This window comes from Arthrobacter sp. Z1-15, assembly GCF_054792395.1.
The window spans coordinates 3,311,097-3,326,993 of sequence record NZ_CP096454.1; the positions used below are offsets into that span (position 1 = coordinate 3,311,097).

Sequence of the window (15,897 nt, forward strand, 5' to 3'; positions counted from 1 at the left end):
ATGAAACGCACGTTACAGCCCCGCACCCGCCAGGCCGGCCCTCTGTTTGCAGTGGGTGCCGTCGCGCTGATCGCTGCCACCTACGGCTTGGCACGGCTCGGCTACGGCCTTTTCCTGCCCGCCTTTTCGACCGCCTTCACCCTCAGCCCCACGGTGGGCGGGCTGCTGGCATCCGGAACATCGGTGCTCTACTGTGCGGCAGCCCTGGCCGGCTTCCGGTATGCCCCAAGCCGTCCCCGCCTCATGACCCTGCTGGCCGGCACGACGGCGGCCCTGGGCAGCGCAGGCATCGCCGCGGCCCAGAGCACGCTGCTTTTTTCCGGAGCCGTCCTGGTGGCGGGGGTGGGGGCCGGCTTCGCGTCCCCGGCCCTGGTGGAACTGGTCCAGCGCAACACTGCAGACGAGGACCAGAAAAAGCTCCAGTCGGTGGTGAATTCGGGAACCGGGTTTGGGGTGGTTGCGGCCGGGATACTTGCCCTCGGCTTCGGGACCTCGTGGCGGCTGGCCTGGGTGCTCATAGCCGTCATCACGCTCGCAGCCATGATCGGCGTACTGCGCGCAGACACATCCAAAGACCTTTCCGCTTCCGGTCGGAGCAGCAACGACGCCGGACAGCCACCCCGCGCGCTGACTGCACGGACCCTCCGGCGCCCCGTGACCGCCGCCTTCATTTTCGGCACCGGCTCCGCCGCCGTCTGGGTGCATGGCCGGACCCTGCTCGAAAACCAGGGCGGCCTGCCTTCCGCCGTCACCGCAGGTGCCTGGATTGCACTGGGGCTGGGCGGAGCTGCTGCGGTCCTGGCGGCCCCCTGGCTCGCCCGGCACCGGACCAGGACAACCTGGCGCGTGACAGTACTGGCGGTCGCCGCCGCCACGGGCGCCTTTGCCGCGGCGCCGCACCTTGCCGCCCTCAGCTTCACGGCCTCGGCGCTCTTCGGCCTCGCCTACACGAGCGCAACCTCGGTGCTCATCATCTGGGCGGGGCGCGTCTCAACCAGCAGCGCTGCCGGAACTTCCGTCCTGTTTACCAGCCTCGTTCTGGGGCAGTCGGCAGGTTCGGCCCTGACCGGGGCGCTGATCGACGCAGGGGGTTTTGGGCCGGCATTCCTGTCCGCCGCCGTCGTCTGCGCCGTCGGGGCCCTGGGCTTCGCACCCCGCGGAGAGCAGCGCTAGGAAGCCAGCCGCTCCCCGGCGCCGGGGCCGGTTCCGTTAGGCACAGCGCCATGGCCGGGCCGGCTAACCTCGGCCCAGACCTCATCGAGGGAAAGTCCGAGGACATCTGCAATGGCGGCGATGGTGGGAAAGGCAGGGGTGGCCACGCGGCCCGCTTCGATTTTCCGCAGCGTCTCAGGTGATACGCCGGCGTCGAGCGCAGTCTGCAGCATGGGGCGCTCTCCCCTCGCACGGCGCAGCAAAACGCCCAGACGCTGGCCGCGTTCGACCTCGGCGGGAGTAAGCGGCAATCTGACCATGGCTCCAATAGTAATACCGGGATACCATTGCCGGGATAGTTATTGGAGAACAGAAAGGTCCCGCATGATCGAGATCATGACTCCCGCCGAGCTGGTCCGCGCCAGGGAAACAGGCGCGCTGGTCGCGAACATCCTGCAGACGCTGAAGAGCCGCAGCGCGGTGGGAACCAACCTCTTGGACATCGACCGGTGGGCCAAGGCCATGATTCTCGAAGCCGGAGCCGTCTCCTGCTACGTCGACTACGCACCCTCCTTCGGCCGGGGACCGTTTGGCCACTACATTTGCACGTCGGTGAATGATGCAGTGCTGCACGGACTACCGCACAACTATTCACTGGCCGACGGCGATCTGGTCTCCCTCGACCTGGCGGTATCCCTGGGCGGAGTTGTTGCAGACTCGGCCATCAGCTTCACGGTGGGTTCGCAGGCGGCGCAGGATGCAGCGATGATCACCACCACGGAACGCGCCCTGAAGGCGGGAATCGCGGCTGCCAAACCCGGCGCCCGGATCGGCGACATCTCTTATGTCATCGGCACCGTCCTTAGCGCCGCCGGCTATCCGGTGAACACTGAATTTGGCGGTCACGGCGTCGGATCGACCATGCACCAGGATCCGCACATTTCAAACTCCGGCCGGCCCGGGCGGGGCTACAAGCTGCGCCCCGGGCTGCTGCTGGCTCTGGAGCCGTGGGTGATGGCAGACACGGCAGAACTCGTGACCGACGCCGACGGCTGGACCCTCCGCAGTGCCACCGGATGCCGGACCGCGCACAGCGAACACACGATCGCGATCACCGACGACGGCGCTGAAATCCTCACCCTGCCCCGCTGATTGCCGCTCCTGCCCTCACCATGGCCGGGCCGTCGCTGGCAATAATGATGCCGGCGAACCTGTCGGCGTAGCTGCCGAGATCCTCATGGACCGAGCCCACCACCGCATAAACAGGGACCGGACCGCTGCGGGCCAGGAGGGCGGCAATGATCTTGCCGTGCCCGGTTTGGGAGTCCAGCCGGCCTTCGCCGACGACGACGGCGTCACTGGCGGCGATCCGCGCGTCGGCTCCCAGCAGGTCCAGGACGAAGTCCGCGCCGGAAACCAGGGCGGCGTCGTACTGGGCCCACATGCCGCCGGCGAATCCGCCCGCGGCACCGGACCGGTCCACGCCGCGCGGGTCGCGTTTCAGGGTGCCGGACAGCTCTTCAAGCCTCATGGCCAGCAGCTCCACCGTTGCCGGGCCCGCACCCTTCTGCGGCCCAAAGACGCGGGCGGCGTCGGTGAAGCGGGTGGTGACATCCGACAGGACAACCAGTTCGGCGCCGCGCAGCCCGCCGCCGTCGTCGATGGCCCGGATCGCGCCCGCGCCGCCGTCGGTCGTTGCCGATCCGCCGGCAGCCACCAGAATCCTGCGGGCACCGCGACGGGCCGCCTCGGCCACCAGGACGCCGGTGCCGTAGGTGCTCGCCGCCACCGGGTCCCGCTTCCCGCTGGCGGGCATGTTCAGGCCGCTGGCGGAAGCCAGTTCCACGATGGCCGTGCCTGATTCGCTGATTCCGATGACCGCCTCGGCTGCATCGCCCCAGGGACCGACCGTCCGCAGGGATAGGGGCCTGGCATCCAAGCCGCGGAAGACCACATCGAACGTTCCCTCCCCTCCGTCGGCAACAGGCATCTCCTCGGCGGATCCCCCCGCTGAGCGGATCCCCGCCGCGATGTTCGCCGCCACCTCGGCGGCGGTGTACGTGCCCTTGAAGCTGTCCGGCGCAACCAAGATGTTCACGGGGTGCGGTTCGGTGCGTGCAGGATCATTGCGTCGCCCTGTCCTCCGCCGCCGCACAGCGCCGCAACGCCGGTGCCCGATCCCCGGCGACTCAGTTCCAGTGCTGCATGCAGCACCAGTCGAGCGCCGGAGGCCCCAATCGGGTGCCCCAGTGCCAGTGCCCCGCCGTTGGCGTTGATCTTTTCCGCCGGCACCCCCAGCATGCCGGCGCTGGCGAGTCCCACCAGCGCGAAGGCCTCGTTGATCTCGATGACGTCCAGGTCCGCCGGTGCCAGTCCTTCCCGTGACGCCGCCTGCTGGATGGCCCGGGCGGGCTGGTACTGCAGGGTTGAATCGGGTCCGGCAACGCAGGCGTATTCGCCGATTTCGGCCAGCCATGGCAGCCCGAGTTCTTCGGCCCGTGCCCGGCTCATCAGGATGACCACGGCGGCGCCGTCGGAAATGGGTGACGCCGTGGCCGCCGTAATGGTGCCCTCCGCGCCAAAAGCAGGGCGGAGTCCGGCCAGTGATTCGGCGCTGACGTCGGTCCGGACGGATTCATCAGCAGAAACGGTTATGGTCCGGCCCCGTCGCAGGGGAACATCGACCGGGGTTATTTCGGCGTCAAACGTGCCGTTCTCCTGCGCGCGGGCGGCACGCTGGTGGCTGAGCGCCGCGAACCCGTCCTGCTGCGGGCGGCTGAAACCGTCCCCGGAGTTATTGGCGCTGTCGGTCAGTGCCCCCATGGACTGGTCCGTGAAGTAATCCCACAGGCCGTCATGGTTCATCGAGTCCGCTGCGGTGAAATCACCGTAGCGGTTTCCGGTGCGCGATGCGGGCAGCAGGTGGGGTGCTTGGGACATGGATTCCATACCGCCGGCGATCACCACCTTCGCGGCGCCGGTGCGGATCATCCGGTCGGCGTCCGCAATTGCGGCGATGCCGGATAGACAGACCTTATTCACGTTGGTGGCCGGAACGCTCATGTCCAGGCCGGCCAGGCTGGCTGCCTGGCGGGCCGGTATTTGGCCGGCGCCGGCAGTGAGGACCTGTCCCAGGACCACATGGTCCACGGCTGCGGCCGGAACGTTGTAACGCTCCAGCGCCGCACGGATGGCAGCGGCGCCAAGTTCCGTTGCGGGGAGGCTGGACAGGCCGCCGAGGAATCTGCCGAAGGGGGTGCGGGCGCCGCCGACAATGACGGTCCGGTTGCGGGGATCTGGAGTGTGCGCCATGGGGGTCCTGTTCAGCGTGCGGGTTGGGTCAGGCGGGTATCGACGATGAATTCGGCCTCCGTGGCGGCGCGGACGGTCGCCACGGAAACGTCCGGCGCCAGTTCGCGCAGCACGAGCCCCTCGCCGGAAACCACGTCCAGAACGGCAAGGTCAGTGATGATCCGGTTGACCACGCCGCGGCCGGTGTAGGGCAGCGAGCATTCGCGGACGATCTTGGGGGTGCCGTCCTTGGCCATGTGCTCCATCAGGACAATGATCCTGCGGGCGCCGTGGACCAGGTCCATGGCCCCTCCCATGCCCTTGATCATCTTCCCGGGAATGGCCCAGTTCGCCAGATCCCCAGTGGCCGAGACCTGCATGGCACCCAGGATGGCGGCGTCGATCTTGCCGCTGCGGATCATGCCAAAGCTCATGGCGGAGTCAAACGTGGAAGCTCCGCGGCGCAGGGTCACCGTTTCCTTGCCGGCGTTGATGAGGTCCGGGTCCACCTCCGCGTCCACTGGATAGGGACCGAGCCCGAGCAGACCGTTTTCGGACTGCAGGGTGATTTCGACGTCGTCGGGCACGTAATTCGGCACCAGGGTGGGCAGGCCGATCCCGAGGTTAACGTAGCTTCCGTCCTCGAGTTCCCGTGCGGCCCGGGCAGCCATTTCGCTGCGGCTCCAGCCTTTGTCAGCTGACATTAGTTGCGCTCCGTTTCGTGACGTGGTTCGGGACTGGTGGTTCGTTTTTCGATCCGTTTGGCGGTGATCTGCTCCGGGGTCAGGAGCACCACCCGGTGTACGTAGACGCCCGGCAGGTGGATTTCGTCCGGGTCAAGCTCTCCCGGATCCACCAGTTCCTCGACTTCTGCAATGGTGATTCTTCCCGCCATCGCACACAGCGGGTTGAAGTTGCGGGCGGCACTGTGGAAGACCAGGTTGCCTTGCCGGTCCCCCTTCGCCGCACGCACCAGCGCATAGTCGGTGACCAGTGCCTCTTCGAGGACGTACTGGCCGGTGTCGCCGCCCACACTGAATTCGGCGGTCGGTTTGGCCGGAGACGCGACCGCGACGGAACCGTCGCCGTCGTATTTCCAGGGCAGACCGCCGTCGGCGATCTGGGTGCCCACGCCGGTGGCGGTGTAGAAGGCGGGAATCCCCGACCCGCCGGCGCGGAGGCGTTCGGCGAGGGTGCCCTGCGGAGTGAGTTCAACCTCCAGTTCACCGGCCAGGTACTGGCGCGCGAATTCGCGGTTTTCCCCGACGTAGGATGCGACCACACGGCGGACCCGGCGGTCGGCAAGCAGGACGCCCAGCCCCCAGTCATCCACGCCGCAGTTGTTGGATACCAGTTCCAGGTCTCCGGTGCCCTGTTCGCGCAGTGCGGTAATCAGGGCCGATGGCACTCCGCACAGGCCGAATCCGCCCACGGCGAGGGATGCGCCGCGGGGAATGTCGGCGACGGCGGCTGCGGCGGAGCTGTATGTCTTATCCACGGTCGCGGTCTTTCTTCTCGGGAAGCGGGTTAGAAGCCAACATTGGTGCTGCCCTTCAGCTGCAGCATTTCGCGGGCTTCGTCTGGGGTGGCCACCTCAAAATTCAGGGCTTCCACGATGGTGCGGATGCGGGTGACCTGCTCGGCGTTGGATGCGGCGAGCTGGCCGGGGCCAATCCACAGGGAATCCTCCAGCCCCACGCGGACGTGGGATCCCATGGCCGCGCCGATGGTGGCCAGCGGCATTTGGTTCTTGCCGGCGCCCAGAATGGACCACTGGTAGTCCGCGCCGAAGAGCCGGTCAGCTGTGCGGCGCATGTGCATCAGGTCTTCGGGATGAGCGCCGATGCCTCCGAGCAGGCCGAACACGGACTGCACGAACAGCGGCCCACGGGCCAGTCCGCGGCCGTGGAAATGCGCCAAATTGTTCAGGTGCGAGATGTCGTAGCACTCAAACTCGAAGCGGGTGCCGTTGGCGTTGCCGATGGTCAGGATGTTCTCGATGTCCGCGAACGTGTTCTTGAAGACCAGGTCCCGGGACTTCTCCAGCCCTTCCCTCTCCCACTCGTGCTGAAACTCGGAGTACCGCTCCAGCATCGGGTACAGGCCAAAGTTCATGGATCCCATGTTCAGGGATGCCAGTTCCGGCTTGAACGTGGACGCCGGCAGCATCCGCTCCTCCACCGTCATGTGCGGGGAACCCCCGGTGGTGATGTTAATGACCGCGTCGGTGTTGGCCTTGAGCTTGTTCAGGATCGGCTCAAAGTTCTTGGGGTCCTGGGACGGCCGGCCATCCTTGGGATCGCGGGCGTGCATGTGCACAATTGCTGCTCCGGCCTTTGCCGCACCGATTGCCGCTTCGGCAATTTCGTCAGCCGTAACCGGCAGGTGCGGGGACATGGTGGGGGTGTGAATGGCGCCGGTGACGGCGGAGGTGATGATGACTTTACGCTTCGTGGCCATGTTGGTTCCTTACGTGGTGGAGCAGCGGTCAGTAGAGTTTTTCGGTGTTGCCGTCAACGGCCATTGCCTGGCCGTTGACGTTGCGGGCAAGGCTGCCGGCCAGGAAGACGGCCATGTTGGCAATGTCCTCTGCCTCAACCAACCGGTTCAGTGATGACTGGCGGTGGTACAGATCGGTGACTTCTTCCACCGGGCGGTCCAGCATGGAGGCCTTGGCTTCGATGACGGCGCCAATGCGGGGGCCGTTGACGGCGCCGGGGCATATCGCATTGACCCGGATGCCTTCCTCGCCAAGCTCAATGGCCAGGGTCTTGGTCAGCCCCACGATGGCCCATTTGGAGGCCGAGTAGGGGCTGCGTCCGGCCATGCCAAGCCGTCCCGCTGCGGAGGACAGGTTGACGACGGCGGCCTGCTCCGCGGCGCGCAGCAGCGGCAGCGCGTGCTTGATGCAGTAGAACTGGCCGTGGACGTTGACGTCGAAGGTGGTTTTCCAGGCTTCTGCTTCCAGCGTGTCGATGGGCCCGGTGGGTCCTGCAATGCCGGCGTTGTTCACCAGCACGTCCAGGCCGCCGAGTTCGGCGCGCACGGTGTCCATCAGGGCCCGGACCTGGTCCTCGTTGGAAACGTCGCTGACCACAGCGGCGAAACCGGCGGCACGAGCGGCGTCGACGGCGGCCGGATTGATGTCGGTGACAAAGACAGCGGCACCGAGTTCCTGGAACCGGGTAGCGATGGCCAGGCCGATGCCGGCAGCGCCGGCGGTGACGAGGACCTTGCGTCCGGTGTAGTCGAGTCCGGTGGATTCCATGGGTGGTGCTCCTAAACGGTTGGGAGGTTTGGGGTTGGCGAGGAGTTAGTGCGCTGCGACGGCGGATTTTTCCGGGTCTTCTGCGCCGCGTTTGAGCGAGCGGGTTAGGATGGCGCCAATGGCGCACATGGCCACGATGAACCAGAGGCCGGCGACCTTGGATCCGGTGATATCTTCCATGAAGCCCATGATGTAGGGGCCGAGGAAGCCGCCAAGCAGGCCAACACTGTTGACGAAGGCGATGCCGCCGGCCAGTGCTGCGCCGGACAGCCTGGTTGCCGGGTAGGTGAAGAGGATCGGCTGCAGCGCAAAGAAGTTGAAGGCGGCGAGGCAGAACCCGATCATGCCGAGCACCGGTCCCCCGACTGCGCCAAGCGTGAACCCGGCGACGATGCCCACCATGGTGCAGGTGGCGATCAGGCGGGAGCGCGATGCATTGGTGGCCAGGCGGGGCAGCAGCAGGGCGCCCACGGCGGAGAAGATCCAGGGCACCGAGGTGAGCAGCCCAATCTGGACGGTGCCCAGCTCGCCGTAGCTGCCGATGATAGAGGGCAGGAAGAAGCTCAGCGCGTAGACGGCAATCTGGTGGGTGAAGTAGATGCCCACCACCAGTAGGATCTGCTTGTCCTTGAGCACGTGGCGCAGTTTGGAGTTTCCGGAGGCCTCAGCCCCGGCTTTTTCCTCGGCTGCAATGCGGGCCTCGAGGTCCTCGGCTTCCGCCCGGGTCAGGAACTTCGCGTCGGTGGGCTTGTCCGGCAGGTACTTCCAGACGACGAAGGCCAGGGCGCAGGCCGGCAGGCCTTCAATGATGAACATCCACTGCCAGCCGTGCAGGCCGCCAATGCCGTCCATGGTCAGCAGCAGCCCTCCGAGCGGGGCGCCGATGATGTTGGCCAGCGAAACACCAAGCAGGAACATGCCGTTGGCCTTAGCCCGGTCCTTGACGACGAACCACTGGGTCAGGAAGTAAATCACGCCGGGGAAAAGTCCGGCCTCGGCCACGCCCAGCAGCATGCGCAGGATATAGAAGGACCATTCGCCCTGTACCAGTGCCATGCAGGCCGAGAGGATGCCCCAGGTGACCATGATGCGCATGATCCAGAAGCGGGCACCGACCTTATGCATGATCAGGTTGGACGGCACTTCGGAGAGGGCATAGGTCAGGAAGAACAGGCCGGCGCCAATGCCGTACGCGGTGGCGGAGATGCCGAGGTCAATCTCCATCCGGTCCTTGGCCATGCCGATGTTGGTCCGGTCCAGGAACGCCATGACATAGGCGGCGATCAGCAGCGGCATGACGCGGCGGAAAATGATCTTGTTGATGACAGCTTGCGGCCGCATGGCCGTAGTTTGCGCAGTCGAGGACATTGTGAAGGAACTTTCGGTGAGAGGGCGCGGGGAAGTGAAGGAAAAGTGCGGGTTTAAGTGTTGGCTGGCTCTTCGGTTTGCTCCGCGGATGCCCGGTTCCCGGAATGCGCGTCGCTGCGGGTGAAAAGCTGCAGCAAGACGCCGAGGAGCGCCAGTGCTGCCATGGCCAGGAAGCAGACGACGTAGCCGGTGCGCTCCTCCCAGCCTCCGCCCAGCGTGATCAGCTGACCCATGAGGAACGGCGCGATTCCGCCGCCAATAAACATGGCAGTGGTGATGATGCCGTTGGCGGTGGACGTAGCTCCCTTAGGAGCGGCGTCCGAGGCGGCCGCGTAATAGATCGGCCAGACGGCGTTGGCCACAAGCCCGAAGGCGAGCTGGATGATGACCACCAGGAGCGAGGATGTCGCGAAGTAGAACGCCGCAACCGATGCCGCCATCCACACCCCGCAGATGACGATGGTGATTTTGCGGCCGATGATGTCCGAGAGCGTCGGCCAGATGATCTGGCCCAGGATGCCGGTCAGGGCGAAAACAACGCTCAGGCCCGCGGATGCTGCCAGGGATAGACCGACGACGTTGAACAGGTAGGCAGGAAGGACCATGTTGATACCCATGTAGACGATCTGCGTGAGCGCCGTGGTGCCGGCCGTCAGGATGATGGTGCGTTCCTTCAGCGTTTTTTTCAACAGCCCCTTGGGGCGCTCAGCTGCCGGGTCGGCGAGTTCCGGCGGGGTGAGGCCCTGGGCCTCGATGTCCGCGTACAGCGCCGTGATTTTGTCCGGCGTGGAGTACTTTCCCCAGAACAGCATCAGGGGGATGGCGATGATCAGGGCCAGGAACAGGGCGTAGGACCAGTTTTCCGGTCCGAAGAGCGAAATGATCATGGCCGCCACCAGCCCGGACAGCAGGGAGCCGATCGGATACCCCGTGTGGTGCGCGCCCAAAGCAAAGCCCCGGCGCTCCTTGGGCCACCACTCGGCGGTGTTGCTGACTCCCACCGGTTCGGCCCAGCCAGCACCGAGGTTGACGCCCACGCGCAGGGCAATGAAGGCAACGATGTTGTGGCTGATGAACTTGAAACCGGAGATAAAGGACAGGGCCGCGTAGCCGATGACGAGCGGAACCTGGAAGCGCGCGCGTTTCCAGCCGCTTCCATATTTATCACTCATTGCGGCGCCCGGAATGGCCATGACGGCCAGAGCGAGCATGACCACGGAGGCAATGCCGCCCCATGCCTCGGGCGAGAGGTTGAAGGTCTCCGAGATGGTGGGGCCTAGGCGCAGGATGATTTCCCGGTCATAGGCGTTCAGGATCCAGATGAGCCAACACACCAGAAGGGATACCCAGGAGTATCTATGGACGGATTTCAGGGACAGGCGGGAGCGTTTTGGCGAGGAGGACACAGCGGGCTTTCTGCTCAGGCGCCGAAGCGCGGTTCGGGGAGCCCTTGGACGCCCAGGCCGGATACAGCAAAGAGTGAGCCGCGCTGCTGGCCGTCTTGGGGGAAGCGGGGAAGCGGCGGCCGCGCCATGGATGTGACGAACAGCGTGTCAAGATTGGGGCCGCCGAAGGCGAGGCTGGTGACCTTCAGGACCGGGGTTTGGATGACCCGGTCCACCGTGCCGTCAGGTGCGTACCGGATGATTTTTCCGCCGTAGACCAATGCCTGCCAGAGGTAGCCCTCGGCATCAACGGTTGCCCCGTCCGCGGCGCCGCCGCTGCTCGTGTCCACGGTGGCAAAGGTGCGCCGGTTGCTCGCCTGGCCGGTTGCCGGATCGTAGTCATAGGCCCGAATCAGACCGGTCCAGGTGTCGGCGAAGTACAGGATGCGCCCGTCCGGGCTGAAGCACGGACCGTTGGACACCACGATCCCGCTGTCCAGGATGTTGAGCTCCCCCTCCGGGGTGTAGCTGTACAACTTTCCGCTGGCCTGCTCCTCCAGCGTGTCCATCGAGCCGAAGACGAAGCGTCCCTGCCGGTCCACCTTTCCGTCGTTCAGCCTGTTGTCGGGGAGATCGGGTTCGGGGTTAATGATCAGTTCCTGCACGCCGTCCGCGACGCCGACCCGGTGGAGTCCACTCCTCAGCGCGGCCAGGAAGAAACTGTTGTCCCGGGAAACCGCCATGGAGCCGATGGGCTCCCCCACATCCCAGGAGCGGAGCTCCCTGCCGTCATGGGTGGCACGGAAAATACGCCCGTCGGCACTGTCGATCCAGTGCAACCGCTGGGACTCCGCATCCCAGATCGGGCCTTCGCCCAACGTGGTTTTTATGTCGAGCAGCACCTCAACGTGCGGTGATTGGAGCATGACAATATGGCCCTTCTGGGATCTGGGTGGTGCTGGAAAGGGTAATCGGCGCTGGGTGCGCGGTGGTGGCGTTACTGCCTACGTTGCCGGCGGGTCCGGCCGGCAGCCGCAGCTTGTCCCCAAGTGGAGATGGTGGTCGCACACCTCGTGGGCGTAGGTGCTGCGCGGGGTGGTGATCTGGTCCAGCAGCAGGTAAAAGGCCAGTTCGGCCATCTTTTTGACCGGCTGCACAATGGTGGTCAAACCGATCAGCCGGGAGCGGCTGTGGGGTAGTCCGTCACCGGCGGCCACAGCGAGGTCCTCCGGGATGCGAAGGCCCAGGGACAGTGCGTGTTCCATCACGCCAATGGCGATTTCATCTGAGCCGCACACAATCGCCCGCGGCGGAGCCGCTGAGTTGAGCAACTTTTCCGCTGCCACCAGCCCTCCTTCGGAATTGAGCCGGGTGCTGATTTTCCGGTCCCCGGAAATGGTGATGCCCGCTGCCGCTGCCGTACGGACAAACGCCTGTTCCCGGGCCAGCGATGCGGTGGAGAAGCGCGGACCAATGACAGTGGCAATTTCCGTGTAGCCATGGCCCAGGATATGGGACATCAGTTCGGAGGCAGCGGCGTCGTCGTCAATTCCCACGAAGTCGCCGGGACTGTGCTCAGAGCGCCGGGACAGATAAACGTAGGGAATGCGTTTCTGCCTCAGGGTGCGCAGCGCACGCGAGTCTTCGCGCAGCGCCGCAGTGATGATGACGCCGTCGACGTTGCGCGCCGCCAAGGTGGACGCAATCTGAGCAAGTGACTCCGGGTCATCCTGGGTGGTGGCAACAAAAACCTCGAAGCCCTCGGCCGCTGTGGCGGTGATGATGTGCTGGGCCCAGCCGGTATACATCTGGTTGACGATATTCGGAAGGATCAGACCCACAACTCGGGTGAGCAGCGGGTCGGGAAGATTGCCGTGGCCGGCAGGGCGAAAACCGAGTTCGTTGGCAATTTTGACAACGTGCCGCCGGGTTTCGGCCGAAACCCCGGGTCTGCCGTTCATCACGTAGCTGACGGTCGCCGGGGATACGCCGCAAGCACGCGCGACGGCGGCGGCGGAGATCTTGCTGATTCTCGCCGACGCCTCTGCCGATGTCTGGGCGGGCGCAGCGGCGGCGATTTCCCTGCCGGTCATGCTGCCTCCTCCGCGGCTCTGCGATCATCGATGTGACGGGCGCCACTGTGTCCATTAGAGGGCACGCAAGAGGGTTAAGCAACGTTAAGTAAATTCTTCAAGCCGACACACTTGGAGTTGTGCCGGCCGGCCGTGAGCCTGTGCAGTCCTGGCTCGGGTACCGCCAGGCTCGGGTCGGCGGTTAGTACTTCTTCGAATCGTCCAACAGCGCAGCGATCGCGTCGAGGGTTTCATTGTCCACATCGGCCAGCGTGCGGGTGGCGAATTCCTTGACCTTCGCCCGGCGCATGGCGGCCAGCAGTTCCAGTTCGTGCTGGATCCGTTCCGGGACCGCTCCGTCGGAGTTGAGCAGGTAGTCCGGATTGACCTGGAAGAATTCAGCCAGGGCAATGAGCACTTCCGGCGGCTGCCTGACGGTGGCGTCTCCGGTCTTAATATGATGCCACCGGGTCCGGGAGAGCTTTACGCCTTTTTCAAACAGGGCCGTCTGAATGTCCTGAAACTCATAGGGCCTGCCCTCGGCCGTCACCATCACATCGAGAAGCAGGTCGATTTTGCGGGCAAGAATCTGCGAATTCCTCAGGTTGCGCTGGGCAGCACCTTCAGCGGCCATGGTGTATTTCGCCTCCGAAACGTACGTCGATTAAGTCTTTGCCGGCATTCAGGCCCAGGGAACGGCACCAGACCTGGACTGATTGATTCCACAACTGCGGAGCGGCGTTCCACTCCAGGGTGTGGTGGGCGCCTTCAAACTCAACGAATCGCACAGGTTGGCTTTGCCTGGACACGAACATTCGGGAGAGCTCTACCGGAACGGATTTATCCTCCGTCCCATGCAAAATCATAGTAGGAATAGTTGAATGTTTTTGCATGTACGTGCCGGGCATCTCTTTCCACCGGATGACAGGGTCCCCCTGGGGCCGCAGCAGGTTCACTGTGTGCGGCAGCAGTTTGGCAATGATGCGCGGGCAACCCAGTCCCTGCAGCTGTGCAGAAATGATCGCCGGCCAGTCAAGCGCCGGTGAGACCAGGACAACTCCCGCCGTACTGTTGTCCGCAGCATGGGCAACGGTGCGGAGCACGATGGAGGCTCCGAGAGACCACCCGACAAACACGACGGCACGGGCCCCGCGGGCCAGCGCATAGCGTCTTGCGGCTTCGATATCCCGCCATTCGCTGATGCCCAGATGGCTGTGGTCCGGTTCCGGCGAGACATCCAGCGACGTGCGGTAGGACGGCAGCAGCGAGGTGCAGCCGAGGCCGGCAAAAGCTTCCACTCCGCGCAGGCACTGGCTGCGCGAACTGCCCAGCCCGTGGACGTGAATGACCCATACGCCGCTGCTGGCTTCCGGGGAACCGGGCGGAATGACCCAGGCCGGAAGCCCGGCAATCAGTGTTTCTTCATGCGGGTAGCCGAAATCGGCCGGGCTCTCGCCCAGATGGCCGCTGAGCTGCCCGCTGCCGTCCCGGAGAAGGTCAGAGGCGCTGCCTCGTTCCACGACCCGCCGCAGCCGGTCCCCGGCAATGGTTGCCGGGCCAAGAACCACGAGATCCCCTCCGGATGCAGCGCGCATGCTCAGCCGGCCCGGATGGGCGGCGAAACCGTCGGGTGAAAATTCCAGGTATTCCCGGCCTGCAGCCTGCCCGCTTCCCTGTATCGGGACCAGGCGCCTGCTGCGGCCGGCGTCGGTAATTTTGGCACGCAGCAGCGATCCGCCGAGGGCCGCAAGGGCGCCGGCTGCAACGGCCGCCACGGCGGCCACCCCCGCCACGGCGGCAGGGGCCGGCAGAACGATCCTGCCCATCAGAGCATGCGCCCCTGCTTCAGGCACAGCGCCTCCGCCTTGCGCAGGGCAGCTGCCTCATCCGGTGATAGTTCCGCGGATCCGGATACAGCCAGCCAGTCATGGATTTCAATGACCAGCCGGTGAATGACGTCGGTGGTCTCGCGCGCACTTTGCCGGGGAACGGCCACCGTGTCGGCCCCGGTTCCCATCAGGCTGACAGCCGGAGTCCGGGCAACCGTTCTGTTCCAGAGGGCCTTCAGCTGCGGCTCGAGTTCCCTGAGCTGCCGTCCCATAGTGATGTCGCTGATGATTCTCCCCAGCGGCGGAACAGCCAGGCCCACGGACAGCAGGACCACCGTCAGGGGATTAAGCACGTCATAGATGCCCCCGACGGACCTCATAACGCCCTCCTGCCCCGTCACATGCGTTACGTCCATGACAATGACGGATGAGCACAGCAACAGGCCGACGCCGCATCCCGCGCCGATGATGCTGAAGCCGGCCCGGAAACGCCTGCGCCTCATTTTGGGAACGTTCCCGACGCAGGTTCGCAGCGTCGCCGCCATCACGGCGAAGATGTACAGGTACTGGATCGCAGAGTAGAGGGCAGCGGCGGGCTGGTCTCCGTAGTCGAGCATGAATTGTGTGGAGGGTGCCGGGTTGTCGATCCGGGCGAAGCTCACCACCATGACGGCAATCGTGACCACGGCGCCGACCCGGCCCCATCTCCCTCCTCCGCCCCGGCTGCTGCCGGCGGTGGCGCCGAGGGTTATGGCGCGGGACAGGTAGAAAATACCAAGAATGAGCAGGATGTTGGAGACGAGGTCCAGTCCATTAGCCCAAGGGGAATGTTCCGCCGCCCACAGATACACCTCGTTGATGTTGGTGGTCAGCGACGCCGCGATGACCACCGCAGCCTTCAGCATGGAGTTGTCCCGGCGGGCACGGGCGCGGAGGGAAAGGGTCAGGACCAGCAACCACATGAAGGTCGCCACGAGCAGGCTCATCATTCGAAGTATGCCTCGTATCTGAAAATCTCTTGGGTGGATTCCCGGATTGCGGCCGCCAGGAGGTCGGCCAGATGTTCGGCAGTTGCTTCCAGATCGGACCGGAAATCGCCCCGGGCCAGGGCTTTGGCAACCACCTCGCCCGATAATTCCTGAAAAATCTTTATGCCCTGCCAGGTGGCACCTTCGTATTCATCGTGACGAAGGATCATGTGTGAAAGTTCGTGGAGAATCATCTGCTGCCGGTGCAGCATTCCCCTGGTGACCGAGTGGTAAACCACGTCCACCTGTTCCCGCGGAATCCAGAGGCCGCAGATTTTCTTTCCGGTGAGCTTTTCACTCTCGACTATCACTATTCTGCGTCCGCGGAGTTCTTCAACGTGCCGAATCAGCGATTCCAGGGTGATCCGCTCGGGCAATCGGAGACGGTCAAAGGCGTCTTTGGCGGTTTGGCGCAGCTGCTCATCCATGGGAATCCTCAATGTACCTGATTCCCCTCACCGGGCTAGTTCGGAACATGTTCCGATCATGTATTATGAAACGACC

17 protein-coding genes are annotated in these 15,897 nt (G+C 64.8%); 2 read left to right on the plus strand and 15 right to left on the minus strand.

Annotated features, from left to right (window positions below; genetic code table 11):
- Positions 1-1,173, plus strand: coding sequence for an MFS transporter (locus M1D40_RS15285; protein ID WP_461169376.1), 1,173 nt, complete (start codon positions 1-3; stop codon positions 1,171-1,173).
- On the opposite strand, the gene M1D40_RS15290 is transcribed toward M1D40_RS15285, so the two are convergent.
- Entirely contained in the window at positions 1,170-1,472 is a 303-nt protein-coding gene (locus M1D40_RS15290; protein ID WP_341393242.1) for a helix-turn-helix transcriptional regulator, read from the minus strand. The two genes, M1D40_RS15285 and M1D40_RS15290, sit on opposite strands and share 4 nt — an antisense overlap.
- 64 nt (positions 1,473-1,536) lie before the next feature.
- On the opposite strand from M1D40_RS15290, the gene map reads away from it, so the two are divergent.
- Positions 1,537-2,304, plus strand: a complete 768-nt coding sequence (gene map / locus M1D40_RS15295; RefSeq protein ID WP_461169377.1) for a type I methionyl aminopeptidase — start codon at positions 1,537-1,539, stop codon at positions 2,302-2,304.
- On the opposite strand, the gene M1D40_RS15300 is transcribed toward map, so the two are convergent.
- From M1D40_RS15300 to M1D40_RS15365, 14 genes are all read right to left on the minus strand, one after another.
- On the minus strand, positions 2,288-3,250 hold the full coding sequence (locus M1D40_RS15300; RefSeq protein ID WP_461169378.1) for a glycerate kinase: 963 nt from the start codon (positions 3,248-3,250) through the stop codon (positions 2,288-2,290). The genes map and M1D40_RS15300 overlap by 17 nt on opposite strands.
- On the minus strand, positions 3,247-4,464 hold the full coding sequence (locus M1D40_RS15305) for an acetyl-CoA C-acetyltransferase (protein ID WP_461169379.1): 1,218 nt from the start codon (positions 4,462-4,464) through the stop codon (positions 3,247-3,249). The genes M1D40_RS15300 and M1D40_RS15305 overlap by 4 nt, the downstream gene beginning before the upstream one ends.
- Positions 4,465-4,475: 11 nt before the next feature.
- Positions 4,476-5,147 (minus strand): CoA transferase subunit B, encoded by a 672-nt coding sequence (locus M1D40_RS15310; RefSeq protein ID WP_461169380.1) that lies wholly within the window; start codon positions 5,145-5,147, stop codon positions 4,476-4,478.
- A complete protein-coding gene (locus M1D40_RS15315) occupies positions 5,147-5,941 on the minus strand; it encodes a CoA transferase subunit A (protein ID WP_461169381.1) in 795 nt (264 codons plus the stop codon). The genes M1D40_RS15310 and M1D40_RS15315 overlap by 1 nt, the downstream gene beginning before the upstream one ends.
- A gap of 29 nt (positions 5,942-5,970) precedes the next feature.
- Positions 5,971-6,903, minus strand: a complete 933-nt coding sequence (locus tag M1D40_RS15320) for a beta-keto acid cleavage family enzyme (protein ID WP_461169382.1) — start codon at positions 6,901-6,903, stop codon at positions 5,971-5,973.
- 28 nt (positions 6,904-6,931) lie between these two features.
- A complete protein-coding gene (locus M1D40_RS15325) occupies positions 6,932-7,711 on the minus strand; it encodes an SDR family oxidoreductase (RefSeq protein WP_461169383.1) in 780 nt (259 codons plus the stop codon).
- Between the two features lie 45 nt (positions 7,712-7,756).
- Entirely contained in the window at positions 7,757-9,052 is a 1,296-nt protein-coding gene (locus M1D40_RS15330) for an MFS transporter (protein ID WP_461169384.1), read from the minus strand.
- An 80-nt stretch (positions 9,053-9,132) separates the two neighbouring features.
- Positions 9,133-10,413 (minus strand): MFS transporter, encoded by a 1,281-nt coding sequence (locus M1D40_RS15335; RefSeq protein ID WP_461169385.1) that lies wholly within the window; start codon positions 10,411-10,413, stop codon positions 9,133-9,135.
- An 86-nt stretch (positions 10,414-10,499) separates the two neighbouring features.
- A complete protein-coding gene (locus M1D40_RS15340) occupies positions 10,500-11,390 on the minus strand; it encodes an SMP-30/gluconolactonase/LRE family protein (RefSeq protein ID WP_461169386.1) in 891 nt (296 codons plus the stop codon).
- Positions 11,391-11,468: 78 nt separating this feature from the next.
- The gene (locus M1D40_RS15345; protein WP_461169387.1) at positions 11,469-12,557 is read right to left on the minus strand and encodes a LacI family DNA-binding transcriptional regulator; all 1,089 of its coding nucleotides are present in this window, start codon (positions 12,555-12,557) and stop codon (positions 11,469-11,471) included.
- Between the two features lie 181 nt (positions 12,558-12,738).
- Positions 12,739-13,170 (minus strand): hypothetical protein, encoded by a 432-nt coding sequence (locus M1D40_RS15350; protein WP_461169388.1) that lies wholly within the window; start codon positions 13,168-13,170, stop codon positions 12,739-12,741.
- On the minus strand, positions 13,160-14,362 hold the full coding sequence (locus M1D40_RS15355) for an alpha/beta hydrolase family protein (RefSeq protein WP_461169389.1): 1,203 nt from the start codon (positions 14,360-14,362) through the stop codon (positions 13,160-13,162). Before M1D40_RS15355 ends, M1D40_RS15350 begins: the two co-directional genes overlap by 11 nt.
- Positions 14,362-15,354, minus strand: coding sequence for a hypothetical protein (locus M1D40_RS15360; protein ID WP_461169390.1), 993 nt, complete (start codon positions 15,352-15,354; stop codon positions 14,362-14,364). The genes M1D40_RS15355 and M1D40_RS15360 overlap by 1 nt, the downstream gene beginning before the upstream one ends.
- Positions 15,351-15,821: a hypothetical protein gene (locus M1D40_RS15365; protein WP_341393237.1), complete on the minus strand. Its 471-nt coding sequence runs from the start codon at positions 15,819-15,821 to the stop codon at positions 15,351-15,353. Before M1D40_RS15365 ends, M1D40_RS15360 begins: the two co-directional genes overlap by 4 nt.
- Positions 15,822-15,897 lie beyond the last annotated feature (76 nt).

Coding starts and splice junctions, on each gene's coding strand:
- M1D40_RS15285 (WP_461169376.1), top strand. CDS start 1: ATGAAACGCACGTTACAGCCCCGCACCCGCCAGGCCGGCCCTCTGTTT.
- M1D40_RS15290 (WP_341393242.1), bottom strand. CDS start 1,472: ATGGTCAGATTGCCGCTTACTCCCGCCGAGGTCGAACGCGGCCAGCGT.
- map (WP_461169377.1), top strand. CDS start 1,537: ATGATCGAGATCATGACTCCCGCCGAGCTGGTCCGCGCCAGGGAAACA.
- M1D40_RS15305 (WP_461169379.1), bottom strand. CDS start 4,464: ATGGCGCACACTCCAGATCCCCGCAACCGGACCGTCATTGTCGGCGGC.
- M1D40_RS15310 (WP_461169380.1), bottom strand. CDS start 5,147: ATGTCAGCTGACAAAGGCTGGAGCCGCAGCGAAATGGCTGCCCGGGCC.
- M1D40_RS15320 (WP_461169382.1), bottom strand. CDS start 6,903: ATGGCCACGAAGCGTAAAGTCATCATCACCTCCGCCGTCACCGGCGCC.
- M1D40_RS15325 (WP_461169383.1), bottom strand. CDS start 7,711: ATGGAATCCACCGGACTCGACTACACCGGACGCAAGGTCCTCGTCACC.
- M1D40_RS15330 (WP_461169384.1), bottom strand. CDS start 9,052: ATGCGGCCGCAAGCTGTCATCAACAAGATCATTTTCCGCCGCGTCATG.
- M1D40_RS15340 (WP_461169386.1), bottom strand. CDS start 11,390: ATGCTCCAATCACCGCACGTTGAGGTGCTGCTCGACATAAAAACCACG.
- M1D40_RS15345 (WP_461169387.1), bottom strand. CDS start 12,557: ATGACCGGCAGGGAAATCGCCGCCGCTGCGCCCGCCCAGACATCGGCA.
- M1D40_RS15350 (WP_461169388.1), bottom strand. CDS start 13,170: ATGGCCGCTGAAGGTGCTGCCCAGCGCAACCTGAGGAATTCGCAGATT.
- M1D40_RS15355 (WP_461169389.1), bottom strand. CDS start 14,362: ATGGGCAGGATCGTTCTGCCGGCCCCTGCCGCCGTGGCGGGGGTGGCC.
- M1D40_RS15360 (WP_461169390.1), bottom strand. CDS start 15,354: ATGATGAGCCTGCTCGTGGCGACCTTCATGTGGTTGCTGGTCCTGACC.
- M1D40_RS15365 (WP_341393237.1), bottom strand. CDS start 15,821: ATGGATGAGCAGCTGCGCCAAACCGCCAAAGACGCCTTTGACCGTCTC.